The sequence below is a fragment of the Candidatus Formimonas warabiya genome (assembly GCF_002777255.1).
In the GTDB taxonomy this organism is placed as follows: Bacteria; Bacillota; Dehalobacteriia; order Dehalobacteriales; family Dehalobacteriaceae; genus Formimonas; species Formimonas warabiya.
Map to the genome: position 1 here is coordinate 4,610,366 of NZ_CP017634.1, position 12,640 is coordinate 4,623,005.

General features: G+C 46.8%; 12 protein-coding genes and 2 riboswitches. Of the genes, 8 read left to right on the forward strand and 4 right to left on the reverse strand.

What is annotated here, in order from left to right; all coding sequences use genetic code 11:
* Window positions 1–46: 46 nt before the first annotated feature.
* Genes DCMF_RS20890 through DCMF_RS20905 form a run of 4 tightly spaced genes read right to left on the reverse strand, consistent with a single transcriptional unit; the run spans window position 47 to window position 4,313 of the window.
* Window positions 47–808, reverse strand: a complete 762-nt coding sequence (locus DCMF_RS20890; RefSeq protein WP_148136218.1) for an energy-coupling factor transporter transmembrane component T family protein — start codon at window positions 806–808, stop codon at window positions 47–49.
* Window positions 786–2,342, reverse strand: coding sequence for an ABC transporter ATP-binding protein (locus tag DCMF_RS20895; RefSeq protein ID WP_148136219.1), 1,557 nt, complete (start codon window positions 2,340–2,342; stop codon window positions 786–788). Before DCMF_RS20895 ends, DCMF_RS20890 begins: the two co-directional genes overlap by 23 nt.
* A gap of 14 nt (window positions 2,343–2,356) precedes the next feature.
* The gene (locus DCMF_RS20900; RefSeq protein WP_148136220.1) at window positions 2,357–3,730 is read right to left on the reverse strand and encodes a UbiD family decarboxylase; all 1,374 of its coding nucleotides are present in this window, start codon (window positions 3,728–3,730) and stop codon (window positions 2,357–2,359) included.
* 25 nt (window positions 3,731–3,755) lie between these two features.
* Complete coding sequence (locus tag DCMF_RS20905; protein WP_236860079.1) at window positions 3,756–4,313, reverse strand: hypothetical protein; 558 nt, start codon at window positions 4,311–4,313, stop codon at window positions 3,756–3,758.
* A gap of 117 nt (window positions 4,314–4,430) precedes the next feature.
* Window positions 4,431–4,612: riboswitch (cobalamin riboswitch) on the reverse strand.
* A 197-nt stretch (window positions 4,613–4,809) separates the two neighbouring features.
* Between DCMF_RS20905 and DCMF_RS20910 the strand changes: the two genes are divergently transcribed.
* From DCMF_RS20910 to DCMF_RS30530, 8 genes are all read left to right on the forward strand, one after another.
* A complete protein-coding gene (locus DCMF_RS20910; RefSeq protein ID WP_148136221.1) occupies window positions 4,810–6,696 on the forward strand; it encodes a HAMP domain-containing sensor histidine kinase in 1,887 nt (628 codons plus the stop codon).
* On the forward strand, window positions 6,696–7,388 hold the full coding sequence (locus DCMF_RS20915) for a sigma-54-dependent transcriptional regulator (protein ID WP_236860358.1): 693 nt from the start codon (window positions 6,696–6,698) through the stop codon (window positions 7,386–7,388). Before DCMF_RS20910 ends, DCMF_RS20915 begins: the two co-directional genes overlap by 1 nt.
* Window positions 7,389–7,523: 135 nt before the next feature.
* Window positions 7,524–8,810, forward strand: coding sequence for a glycosyltransferase family 4 protein (locus tag DCMF_RS20920; RefSeq protein ID WP_148136223.1), 1,287 nt, complete (start codon window positions 7,524–7,526; stop codon window positions 8,808–8,810).
* A 110-nt stretch (window positions 8,811–8,920) separates the two neighbouring features.
* Window positions 8,921–9,565 (forward strand): PHP-associated domain-containing protein, encoded by a 645-nt coding sequence (locus tag DCMF_RS20925; RefSeq protein WP_236860080.1) that lies wholly within the window; start codon window positions 8,921–8,923, stop codon window positions 9,563–9,565.
* A gap of 225 nt (window positions 9,566–9,790) precedes the next feature.
* A complete protein-coding gene (locus DCMF_RS20930) occupies window positions 9,791–10,519 on the forward strand; it encodes an HAD family hydrolase (protein ID WP_214658788.1) in 729 nt (242 codons plus the stop codon).
* On the forward strand, window positions 10,516–10,932 hold the full coding sequence (locus tag DCMF_RS20935) for a secondary thiamine-phosphate synthase enzyme YjbQ (RefSeq protein ID WP_148136225.1): 417 nt from the start codon (window positions 10,516–10,518) through the stop codon (window positions 10,930–10,932). Before DCMF_RS20930 ends, DCMF_RS20935 begins: the two co-directional genes overlap by 4 nt.
* Before the next feature lie 174 nt (window positions 10,933–11,106).
* Window positions 11,107–11,241: riboswitch (cyclic di-AMP (ydaO/yuaA leader) on the forward strand.
* A 255-nt stretch (window positions 11,242–11,496) separates the two neighbouring features.
* Window positions 11,497–12,147, forward strand: coding sequence for a potassium channel family protein (locus DCMF_RS20940; RefSeq protein ID WP_148136226.1), 651 nt, complete (start codon window positions 11,497–11,499; stop codon window positions 12,145–12,147).
* 408 nt (window positions 12,148–12,555) lie between these two features.
* The gene (locus DCMF_RS30530) at window positions 12,556–12,639 is read left to right on the forward strand and encodes a potassium-transporting ATPase subunit F (RefSeq protein ID WP_148138013.1); all 84 of its coding nucleotides are present in this window, start codon (window positions 12,556–12,558) and stop codon (window positions 12,637–12,639) included.
* Window position 12,640: the final 1 nt, after the last annotated feature.

Below are 12,640 nucleotides of genomic sequence, written 5' to 3' on the forward strand. Positions count from 1 at the left end.
ATAAAAATTATCCCGAAAACCTGAAATTCCGCCCCTTATGATCATGCTAGCGGATGCCCATATATGCGATCAAGCCAAAAAAGGCACAGATTAAAGTACCTGCCGTGTAATCCAGCTTCGTGAAAGCGATGGTCTGCAAAAAGGTGCGCTGAGGATAAAGGGTATATCCCTTCAGCTCCATAGCCAGGGCCACTTCTCCACTCCGCTTCAATGCCTTTAGAATCAGGGGCAGCATCACCGGCAGGAGACCTTTCACCTTTTGGAAAAAGGTGGAGAGTTCCAATCCCCGGGCTTGCTGGCTTTCGTAGATGGCGGTTAAATCTTTTTCCATCACCGGAAGAAAATGCAGGGCCAGGCCTACCAGCACAGCATATTTGGGGGGCAAGCGTAACTTAACCAGGAGCAGGGTTAATTCTTCCGGAGCTGTCCACAGAGTGAACTGGAGGCAGAACAGGGCCAGGTTTAAGAGGAGAAGCAGGGATCTGATCCCTAAGAGAAGTCCGCCCAGGTAGATGTTTAGTCCGATGATCCGGAAAATAACGGGACCCTGGTGATAAAGCAGGGCCTGGAGAATGATGATCTGTACACCGATCACACTGAGGATTTTTGCCAGGGGACTGAATTCTTTGAGAGAAATGCCGGCCAGCCGGCTGGTGACTAAGACCAGTCCCAGGCATAACAAAAGGATCCAGGCTTTCTGGAAGAAAATGATGATGAGAAGATTTCCCGCCAGCCACAAGAGTTTAATCCGGGGGTCCAGCCGGTGCATGAAAGAATTGTTATTTTTATAACCCAAGAGCAGTTTCATGTTTGTTCCCACCTCGACCGGATATTTCAGGCAAAGCGAAGCCTAAATCAGCGAAGATTTCCTGATGATGGGCCAGAGAACCGGTATCTGTATCAAGAATTAAACCTCCGTTTTTCATCACAAGGAAACGGCGGCAAAATTCCAGGGCAAATTTTAGGTGATGGGTGATCATAATCACCGTGGTGCCTTTTTTATTGTAGCGGTCAATGATTTCCAGGGCGTCCCGGGCTTCCTCGTAACTCATATTCGAAGTAGGCTCGTCTACCACGAGAATGCCGGGGTTGGCGACCAGAACGGAGGCCAGGGCCGCTTTCTGCAGCATCCCCCGGGAAAGCCGATAGGGGTGGAGGGAGGCGGCCTGTTCCAGGCCGAATTCCTGGATGGTTTTTTTGACGATGGCGGCAATCTGATCCTTGGGATATTTCTTTACTTTCAAGGCAAAGGCGATTTCTTCTTCCACTGAGTTGCAGCAAACCTGCATCAAGGGATTTTGAAAGAGGTAACCGAGATGAAGGGACAGTTGGGCTGTGGTGTGCTGTTGGGTGTCCAGGCCGTTGACAGTTACGCTTCCCTTCTGCGGGCGGAGAAGTCCGTTAAAGGTCTTGGTCAGAGTGGTTTTTCCCGCGCCGTTTTCTCCCATCAGGGCGACAAATTCTCCGGGGCAGATGTTCAAGGTCAGATTGTGGAGGGCAAATCCCCCGTTTTCGTACCGGAGATAAAGATCCCGCACCTCCAGAGCAGGCAGGGCGTCGGACCGGTATTCCTGGACAGGAACAGCCTTCGGCCCGGTTTTGGGCATTCCTTTGACCGGACCCCATTTTTCCCGCAAAGATGAGATGGTCACCGTTTTTGTGTTGGGCAGGTCATAAACCAAATTTCCCTGGTTTAAGCCCCAGAAACGATCGGCCAGAGGCATCACGTCCTCCCAGGTTTCTTCAATGACGATGATGGTTTTTCCCTGCACCTTGCTCAGCCGGTGCAGCCTTTGATAGATCTCTTTTCTCCCCTTGGGGTCCAGTTGATCGGCGGGCCGGTCCAAAAGAAGTATCTCCGGGTTCATGGCCAGTACCGAAGCCAGCACTACCCGCTGCATTTCTCCCCCGGACAGGGTTTCCGGTTTGCGCGGTTGGTAGCCGGGAAGGAAGACAAAATCCAGGGCGTCTTTGATGCGCCGGCGGACATCCTCCGGTGGCAGGAGCATGCTGCAGGGGCCGAAGGCCAGGTCCTCCTCTACAGTAGTACAGAAAAGCTGGTTTTGGGGATTATCCGTCACCAGACCGATTTTCCCCGCCAGCTCAGGAAGACGGGTGATAGATTGGCCCCGGTACTGAATAGCTCCGTGCAGGCGGGCTTTTTTGTAAAGGGGAATCACACCGGCCAGGCAGCTTAAAAGAACGGACTTGCCGGCACCGGAAGGCCCGGCCAGGACAATAAATTCTCCCGCAGCGACCGGCAGGTTAATATTCTTCAGCACCGGTTCCCCTGTTCCAGGAAAACACAAACTGTCAATTTTTATATCCAGTAAATTTGCCATGGGAGATCCCCTCGTCAACGTGTTAGGTTTTTCAATAGTTCCCGCATCCGTACAGTTGCTGCCGGGTCTGGAGCGATGCTCTTGGCATAACCGGATAAAGGTTTGGTGGCGTCGATGCCCATTTTGGCGGTGCGGCTCAGTCCGTCGCTGGATGGGTCTAAGGTGCACCCCATGCCCTGGTGCTGGGGGACAATCATCACATCCCGGTCCGCCTGGACCCGGGTGGCAATGGCCCAGAGCACCTGAGCCTCGTTGAAAACATCCACGTCTTCGTCCACCACTACCACCATCTTCAGGTTGTGGTCTACGGCAAAGGCGGAGAGGATGGCCTGCATGGGCTGCCCTTCCGCAATCTTTTTCAGGGAAATATAGCAGTGGAACAGGCCGCAGGCGGATAAAGGAGCATGGACGTCTTTGATATTGGGCAGGGTTTCTTTTAAAGCCCTGATCACATCGCCTTCTCTCTGTACGGCCACGATCACATTATGCTCCGCGCACATGCCCGGGGTAATGCACTGGTAGCGGGCATTGGGGCGATAATGAATGGCCCTGGGGATAAAGACATTTTCCGTGCTGCGGTAACAGGCGTAATTGGTGAACTCGGCAAAGGGTCCCTCCGGTTCGTGGGTGTCGGCCAGGATTTCTCCTTCAATGACAATCTCCGCCCAGTAAGGCACTTCCACATCAATGGTGCTGCATCGGGCAATCTGCATGGGTGCGCCGAAAAGACCGCCCATGCGGGCGAATTTTCCCTGATCATAGGGGACCAGAGCCATGGAACCCAGGGAAATAGCGGGATGGACGCCCAATACGACGGCCGCCTCCAGGTTTTTGCCGGTTCTTGCCGCCCGGCGGTGGTATTCCCACAGGCGCTGGCGGGAATGGAGACTCACGGATAATTTGTTTTTACTTTTAAATTGCATGCGGTGGTAGCCGCAGGTATCGGCTCCTGATTCCGGGTCTTTGGCGGTAACCAGACCCGCGGTGACATAAGGGCCGGCATCAATGGGGAAATGGGTCAGGATCGGCAGTTTCGTCAGGTCCAGTTCCTCTCCGGCCAAAATATTTTCTTTGAAAGGGGGATTCTCACCAACTTCGGGTGCAATCGCTTTCTTAATTTTTTCGGAAAAAGCAGTAGGAAGCTGCCCTTCCGGCACGGCGATGCCTAAAGCCAGCCGTTCCCTGGTGGCGATGGTGTTGGCAATGACCGGAAACTCCGATCCGGCGATTTTATGAAAATAGACCACCGGATAGCTCTTTTGCCGGTCCAATTCCATGATTAAAGCAGTTGGTTCGTATTGAGGCTTTAACTCCTGCTCAATATGTAAAACGTCATGAGGATGAGACTCTTCAAAGTCGGCTAAAAATTCTCTCCAATCCTGTTTCACGGTCATTCCTCCAGAACAAAATCTTTTAAATAACGCCGGATTTCTTCACGTTGTCGTAAATAATTTTGGTAAAGACGGTGCCGCCGATGATCCCTGCCAGGGTGGTGATTCCGGAAGCAATCAAGATTACCGGCATGGGCAGGTGCAGAATGACGCTTAAACCGATGCCAACACAAATGTTGCCTAATATATTGCTCACAATCTGGGCGAGCAAATGGTGGGACCACTTATCCATGGAAAGCTTCCAGGCTACGAGGGAGTAGCCCAGGGAGGCCAGGCCGTTCGCCGGAATAAAGAAGGGGGCCAGGGGGGAAAGTCCGGAGGCCACGGCTACCAGCGCTTGTACTTCCGAGGTAATCAGCCCTGCGGGCTGCTTGAAGAGCAATACCACCAGTCCGGTAAAGATGGCCCATGTCACACCGCCAATAATCACGCAGGACGGATTAATCATAGCGTCAATCCGGTGGGCGACCTGCTGCACGAGCACAAATACGATGCCTAAAAAAACCGCCCCCACGAGAGCCTTGGTATCCATACGGCCAAATTTTCTGCTTTCTTCCATTGATGCGGTCATTTCTTGCATTTTAAAACTCCTCCTTGATTTGATTGTTTTGGTGAAAAATAAAAAGCCCTCAGCCATAACGAATTACGGCTAAGGACTTTACCATCATCCCTAGGTGAGCATCCTCTCTCCCGGAGGACTTTTACCGATAAACAGGCAGGTTTCCTGACTCACGCTTCATTACTTGCCTGCGCCTTCCCATTCTCCTGAAGAAGAACAGTGGTTTGTGCAGGAGTTCTGCGTTACAGTGGCGGGACCGTTCAGGAGTTGCACCTGATTCCCTTTTATCCCTTATGGGCACCTGTTTACCTTATTGATTTCACTCATATTATAAATATCTGAAGAGAATTGGTCAATATATTTTTGAGAAGTATCATGGGACATCTGGGATTTGGCTAAGGAGATTTTACGTTTTTTTTATGCTTTGAGGTGTAATTATTAACGACGTTTTGACAGAGAATAGTGCTACAATGCAGTGTATAATACATCAGGTGCGGGGATTAAGGTGGTTTAAAAGTTGGCCAGTCTTAAGCAAAAGATAACCCTGGGTTATTTATTTCTGGTATTATTGAGTCTTTTAGCCGGTATTTGGGCCATATTTAATTTTGACAAATTAGTATCCAACACCATTGATCTCACCGAGGACAATTATAAAAGTGTGGTAGCAGCCCAAAATATGATTGGCGCTATCGAACGTCAAGATAGTGCCCAGCTCATTCTTTTGTTAAAGCATGAAGATAAAGCTCTTCAAATGATAAATGATGCAAAAAGTGAATTCAAAAAATGGTTTGTGGTAGCATCCAACAACATTACCGTTCCTCACGAAGATCAGATTATTTTAGGCATTGACGCTGCTTATCATGACTATGACCGCTTAAATGACCAGTTGATGAATAATCAAAAGGCAGGGAATCACGCAGAGGCGGAAGATCTATATTTTTCCGCGATTGATCCCCAGTTTAAATCATTGCGTAAACAACTGCAAAACCTGGCGGAAATAAATAATAGGACCATGTTCCAAAAGATTAACCAGTCACTGGCTACAACCAGGCAGGCTACCATGGTTGTTCTGTTAGCCGCATTGGTGGCGGTATTCTCTGCATTAGCCTTAGCGGCCAATCAGTTTAAAACCATTATTCGGCCGGCAAAAGCGCTCTCGGAAGTGATGAAAAAAACAGCACAAGGGGAACTTGGGGCCAGGCTGGAGCTTTTTTCTAAAGATGAAATTGGCAAATTAACCATGGACTTTAATGAAATGTCGGAAAAGCTGCAGCAAAAAGAACTCAATCATGTACAAAAATTGCTCGCCCAGGAAAAAAAGCTGGCCTCAATTATCAACGTCATCACAGATGGCATTATTGTAACGGATCATCAATTTAACATTTTAACAATAAATCCCAAGGCAGGAGAGATTTTAAACACAGATCAGGATCAGACCGGGAATGTAAACTTGTTTGAAGTTGTAAAAAGTTCTGGGGCAAGGCGGTTATTTAAATTAGCCTTGGCGCGGGAACTCAAAGAAAGAGGTGAATACGACGTTTTAAAGTCCCTAAATCTTGAGGAAGATGCTGGGGAAAGTGTAAATCTGGAAAATGCTATTCCCTTAGATGCAAATCATAAACTCTTTTATACCATTGAATTAATTAAATTAACTCCCCAGGATATGGAAGATGCCCAATATTTGCTGGTGATCAGGGATATCACCCAGTTCAAAGAGATCGATCAGTTAAAAACTGAAATGATCTCAAAGATTTCCCATGAGTTAAAAACTCCTCTTACCTCCATGCTGCTGGGCATTGAGATGCTCAATGAACGTATCGCAAACAAGAAAGAAAAAAACATCATTGATGCTCTGACAGAAGAAACGGTACGTCTGAATCGTTTAGTAAACGGGCTCCTTGAACTGTCAAAATGGAAAATGAACAAGCTGGAATTAAAATTAGGGCCTGTTAACCTAGCTGATTTAATTACGCACATCGTCAACACTTTTAAAATGGAAGCCAACGATGAGGGTAAAAAAATTGAGCTGCACATCGCAGAAGATGATTTGACAGCACGAATTGACAGCGATAAAGTCAGTTCGGTATTGTCCAACTTAATTGCCAATGCCTTAAGATACTCGCCTCCGGATGGTACTGTTACTATTTCGGCCCATAAAGAAAAAGAGTTTATCCAAATCGCGGTCGCGGATCTGGGACCTGGAATTCCCCAAGAAATGCAGGAAAAGATTTTTGATGAATTCTTCCAGATCAAAGGCAGGCCGGGAGGCAATGCCGGTTTGGGTCTAGCCATAGCTGAAGAGATTGTGAAAGCCCATCATGGATCAATCTGGGTAGAATCCGACGGCAAAAAGGGGTCCGTTTTTAAATTCAAAATTCCCAATAAACTGGAGGGTAAAATGTGATGAAAGCCAAGATTCTTTTGGTTGATGACGAAAAAAACATTCGCATGTTAATAGAGGACTGTCTTGAGGCGGCAGGCTATGAGGTATTTACTGCTGTTGACGGGGAACATGGGATAGAGAAGTTCGCCGATAATAGTTTTGACTTGGTGCTGCTTGACATGCTTTTGCCGGGAATAGACGGTCTGGAGGTCTTAAGCAGAATCAAGAGTAAAAAACCGGAACAACTGGTTGCCATGATCACAGCCCACGGCACCATCGAAACAGCGGTGGATGCCATGAAATTGGGAGCGGTGGATTATTTGCAAAAGCCATTTACTCCGGAAGAAATCAGGGTGCTGGTCAAAAAAATATTAGAGAGGGAAAGAATGGCCGAAGTACCGGGGGAAAATTGGATTAGTTGTTTAGAACGGGCCAAATTAAAAATTACCCAAAGAAAATTTGACGAAGCAATAGAGATGCTGAAGAGAACATTTGAATTTTCCCCCGAACACCCGGAACCTTTTAACTTGGCCGGTGCCATTTATGAACTAAAGAAAAGATTTAGCGACGCCAGGAAGATGTACCGGGCGGCATTGGCCATAGATCCCGGTTATAAACCGGCCTTGGATAATCTTCACCGTCTCACCCAGATGAATTACCTGGAAGAAGGCCTGGACCTGGGCCATTTTGAAACACAAGAGCCAGGGAAGTAGAGGTTGATACGATGCATATGATGATACCTTCATGCTCCCGTAGCACCATATTGTCTAATATTTCTGCCGCCTGAAGAATGACCAGGCGGCATTTTTTTTGAAAAAAAGAATGATCAGGCAGGAATAGGCAAAACAATGTTCAATTTGTTTTCCATGGATAAAAGAAAGCAAGGGATAGATATGCCAAGAATTCTCCAAGTATTATGCCAAAAACCAGGGAAGACAGGCAGCGGCATCTTTCTTTTGGCACTGGCAGATTTAGGAGCAAAAAAGGGGCATGAGCAGGCTGTGATAGCAGGAGTTTCCCGGGAAGAGGCTGGCATGTACCAGGAATGTCTTGGGCAAAAATCAGCCTTTTTTCCGGTCCAATTTCAAACAGAGATGCTGCCCTTTCCCATCGTGGGAATGAGTGATGTGATGCCCTACCCGAGCACGAGATACCGGGATTTGTCCGATGACATGTTTCACCGGTGGTGCCGGGCCTTTCAGGTAACCCTGGCGAAAGCGATGGACAGTTTCCAGCCCGATTTAATTCTTTCCCATCACCTGTGGCTGCTCACTTCTTTAACCAGGAGAACGGTTCAAAATATACCTGTGGTGGGAATTTGCCATGGTACCTGTTTAAGGCAGCTGGCGCTGGCAGAACAGTTTGCCTCTTATGCCATTGAGGGATGCCGGACCCTGGACGGCGTATTCGCTTTAAATAATTTCCAAAAGAAGGCGATTGGGGAGGATTACGGTATTGAGGAAGACCGGATCGCAGTTACCGGGGCAGGTTACCATAGCCATATTTTTTACCGTGATCCGGAGAAAATTCCCGGCACAACGATAAAATTGGTTTATGCGGGGAAACTCAGCTTATCCAAAGGAGTCCATTCTCTGATTAAGGTATACCGAAGGCTGTATCAAAGGGGACTTGCCGTCGAACTTCATCTTGTCGGTTCAGGCAGCGGAAATGAGGAAGGGCAAATTCGAGAGATGGCTCAGGCAACCGGAGGGAAAATCTTTTTCTATGGAGCCGTGTCTCAAGAGCAGTTAGGGGATATTTTTCGGCACTGTGATATTTTTATCCTCCCCTCCTTTTATGAGGGTTTATCCCTGGTCCTGATGGAAGCACTGGCGTCCGGACTCAGGGCGGTAACAACTGATCTGCCCGGTATCAAAGAGTATCTGGGAGAGGTTATTAATTGCAGCGGGTTAGTCAAATATGTGGAACTACCCCGGCTGAAGGATGTGGACATACCCCTTGAGGAAGATTTGCCTGATTTTGAGGAACGGTTGTATGAAACCGTGAAAGAACAGATCCTTGCCGGGGAAGATGGGGCTGTGTGGGAAGATGAGGAGATAAAACAGGCTGTTGCGGATTTGAGCTGGGAAGGAGTTTATCAAAAGATGGAAGATTTTTATACAAAATTTTTATGAGAGAAGAAATTTGCATAAATAATTTAGATTTTCCATCCTTTTCAGGCGGCTGTATAATTACAGCATGGGAAAAACGGATCCTGTCAAAGACTGGAAAAGGATGGGGAAAAATGATGATTATTGACACCCACCTGCATGAGAGTAAATATTCTCTGGACAGCAGCGTATCTTTGGAGGAAATCGTGTCCCGGGCCAGAGAAATGGGCCTGGACGGGGTATGCATCACGGATCATGAAAGTAATGAAATTACTGATGAGGCGAAACGGCTTTCAAAAGAAACAGGATTTTTGATTCTGGTAGGAGCGGAGATTCTTACCTATGAAGGCGACATGACCGTTTTTGGATTGGCCGGACTTCCCCAGGAAAAGATGCATGCCTGTGAATTGATAGAATTGGTCAGCCAAAATAAGGGGGTTGCCATCAGTTCACATCCTTACCGGCAAAACAATAGAGGCATGGGCGATCATATTCGGGATTTAAGGAACCTTTGGGCAGTAGAAGCCTTTAACGGCAGTACGGAATTTTCCCATAACATGCGTGCTTATCATCTTTCCCGGGAGTTGAATTTACCCTGTCTGGGAGGCAGCGATGCCCATTTAAGACATAAGGTGGGGAGATTCGCCACAGTTTTTCCGGACGGTATCCGTGATGAAAGGGATTTTATTGAAGCCGTGGTGGCCAAAGAAGTTTTTCCCGTTACTTTTGAAGGAGGAAGATTTATTTCTTGCATCGAAGATTCCTGCCCGGGATTTTAAACGATATAAATTTTTTGCATACGGCACTATGGATGAACGTAAAGACAAGCTCTTGACGTTCATTTTTTATACTTACACAGTTTATAAGTTTCAAAAGGTTAAAATTTCAGGAAAAATAGCCGGTTTCGTAAGTAAAAATTCTGTTAGAAGAGAAGGATAATCAAGGGGGAGATCAGAATTAATGGATCAGAAAAAGGAATGATCAACGGGTAGAGGATGAGAAACATGGGGGATTTTCAATGGATTTTTTTTGACTGTATGGAGACTTTGGTTGATCTGACCCAGCTGCCCGCCCAAAAGGATTATGCTTTATGGGCTTTTCAAGGTTCCGGCCGGGAAGATTTTTGGGAAGGTTTTGAGGAATTTTTTTGCCACTACCAATTGGTGAAAAAGACGATGGGAGAAGAATTTCCTCAGTTTCAGGAGCATGAAATTTCCCGGGGGTTTGAGCGGGTAATTCGTCTCAAAGCGCCGGATGCTCCCGGAGCACGGATATCGGCGATAAGAGATGGGCTGTGCCGAAATTTTTGGACCAACTATGTAGCGAAATGTTATGTACAGGACGAGGTAAAAATGGTGCTTCGGCAGCTGGTTCAGGATTATCAGCTGGGCGTGGTTTCAAATTTTACGGTGATGAACGGTATTGAGGAACTGCTGAAAAAAAACGGCATCGACCAGTATTTCCGGTTTGTCATTACCTCCGTCAAAGAGGGATGGCGGAAACCGCACCCCCGGATCTACCAGGCGGCTCTTGAACGAGCCCGGGTTGCTCCGGAATCCGTCCTTTTTGTGGGCGATGATTTTGAATGTGATTATGCCGGACCAGGGAGACTAGGTTTTAGGACCCTCCTGTTGGACCGGTCGGACAGGTTTCTTCATGTACCGGCACGGGTAAGAAATTTTCCCGAATTATTGGCCTTGGCAAAACCAGGTGAGAAAGGAAGGATGCTATGAAGAGCTACCGGAAGGAATTATGGTTCGAAACCCGGGGGCGCAGAGAGTATATTAATATTACACCGGACGTCCAGTCCTGCTTGAAAGAAAGCGGCATCAAAGAAGGCCTGCTGCTTTGCAATGCCATGCATATTACGGCCAGTGTTTTTATTAACGACGATGAAAAAGGACTGCACAGGGATTTTGAAAATTTTCTGGAAAAATTGGCACCGGAAAAGCCTTATGAGCAGTATTTTCATAACGGATTTGAAGATAATGCCGACGCCCACTTAAAACGCAGCGTGATGGGAAGAGAAGTTGTCGTGGCCGTAACAGGGGGAAAATTAGATTTTGGACCCTGGGAACAGATTTTTTACGGGGAGTTTGACGGCAAAAGAAAAAAACGGGTACTGGTAAAAATCATCGGGGAGTGAGCAAAAAGGCAAGAAAGGAAGCAAAACGGCATAAAACAGGTGAATCACATGATATCTTTCGTAAGGGCACAGTGAAACCCTGAAACCAAGAGGTTTTTGGTTTTTTTCGTGTGATTCTCATCTTTTTAATCGGTTGCATCCGGTGCCGTTGTAGACTATAATTTGCTCATTGTGAGGAAATAGTCGCTGAATTCCTGTATGGAAACGGGGGACCCAACCGTTGGGGTTAATCGTACCGTTTGGTATGTAGGGCCATCTCTTCTGGCCCGAGCCCGCCAGCTAACCTCGTAAGCGTGGGAAGGGACAGGTGTGCAGGAGGGTGTTGATCAAATCCGGCATACCTTGGTTGAAAGCGTCTTTTTCCAGGCTGAAGCGGCCTGGTTTTTTAATACTTTCAGAATTTATATGTTTCAAAAGGTTGAAAGTATAAGTGCAACTAAGGCTTACCCTAAAGGACTGGAATTTCTATGCATTGTATAAATACAATGCTAGAAATTCTGGCGCGCCGTCGCCAAAGGCTTGGCGCAAGCCAAGTTTTCTAATGAATAAAGGTGAGGGAAGTTAATGAAAAGGCAGTATGCGGTTCTGGGATTAGGGCGTTTTGGGTCAAGTGTGGCGATCACGCTGGCCAATCTGGGGCAAGATGTTTTGGCGGTGGATAACGATGAAGCAGCGGTGCGGCGGATTGCCGATCGTGTTACGCAAGCGGCTCGAGCGGATGCTACGGATAGTGAAGGCCTCAAATCGTTAGGCATCAAAAATTTTGACGCGGTGATTGTGGCATTTGGTCCGGATATGCAATCCAGTATTATGGCTGTGGTGCTGCTGAAAGAGCTAAAGGTGCCCTATATCGTGGCGAAAGCCGATAATGAGCTGCACGGCACGATCCTGGAAAAGGTAGGGGCGGATAAGGTTGTTTATCCGGAAAGGGACATGGCATACCGGACTGCCAGCATGCTAACTGCCCACAATATTGTGGACCAGATTAAATTATCCAAGGAGTTTCAGATAGCGGAGATTCAACCGTCGGCTAAATTAGTGGGAAAGACGGTGGGAGAGTTGCGTCAAGGAGCCAAAAATTACCTTTATGTTTATGGATTAAAAAGGAATAAGGACATTCTGATAGAACCTCGTCCTGAGACTGTGATTGAGAAGAATGACGTGCTGGTAGTTTTGGCTAATTTAGAAGCTGTAAAAAACTTGGAAAGTGACTAAAGTAGACTAAAATGGAGGATAAGGTTAATTTAACGTGACCGGCTGCGGTCACTTTTTTTTGTACCTTTAGAATTTTGCACCATTTTTCTTTATGTATTTTTTATGTGTTTGAATCTTTTTTTTGGGACTTTTTAACCTAGTCTAAGGGTATGATATTTCATAGCCGGCAGGGAGTTTATGGCTAAGGGGTACACGTAAAATCCCATTTTTGCTGTTTTTTGAGCCTGGACTTGACCTTTTTTTTATGTCCTATGCCTGATTATTGATGCCATTTTAACCAGACCTGCATGTATGATACTTAGTGTAAAAAGCTTTTGAAGGAAAACCGGGTTTCAGCAGGCAGGGCAAATGTTAAAAAAAATAATCCGAAAATTAAAAATTACGGTTTGTCATCAGGAGGGAAAGTAAATGGAGTTTGTTTTAGGCGGTTTGATCGCCGGGGGAATTTTGGTTTACCTGGTCTATTCATTAATGAAGGCAGAGGAGTTGTAAC